The sequence below is a fragment of the Dolichospermum sp. UHCC 0406 genome (assembly GCF_009712025.1).
In the GTDB taxonomy this organism is placed as follows: Bacteria; Cyanobacteriota; Cyanobacteriia; order Cyanobacteriales; family Nostocaceae; genus Dolichospermum; species Dolichospermum lemmermannii.
This window is the reverse complement of record NZ_VILA01000041.1, coordinates 1-420: the sequence shown is the minus strand read 5'-3', so window position 1 is coordinate 420 and position 420 is coordinate 1. Positions and strand designations below refer to the sequence as shown.

The window sequence follows — 420 nt, the reverse complement described above, 5'->3', positions numbered from 1 at the left end:
TCTAAAACCCAGTGTAATGAATTCTCTATACCCCAATGAGTGCGGACTGATTCTCCTAGTAATTTCGCATTATTTGTCAAACTACTTATATAATAGCCTGTCTCAACCTTCGTTTTTCCATTAACTTTTCGTATATATTCTACCATTCCTACACTTTGAAGATTTACCCATTTCTTATCAGTATCTATTCTTTCTTCTATGTCTGATAACATGAGATAATGACGAATCTCTTCTCTTCCATGTTTGTCTTCTTTTGTATGAAATTCACTATATTTGAATCCCTCAAACCCTTTAGATATAGCTTCTTTGAAGATTTCTTCTACATTCTTATATAAATTACCTTGATTCTTTTTGAGTGCGATAATATATTCGCCTGATTTTTCTGCAATTGATTTTACTATCTCTTTTTGACACCCCATC

The 420-nt window shown here is 32.1% G+C and carries 1 protein-coding gene; it reads right to left on the bottom strand.

Annotation, left to right across the window (positions count from 1 at the left end):
- Positions 1-420, bottom strand: a 420-nt coding sequence (locus FJR09_RS24225) for an ISAs1 family transposase (RefSeq protein ID WP_168654219.1), incomplete at both ends; no start/stop codon positions are given.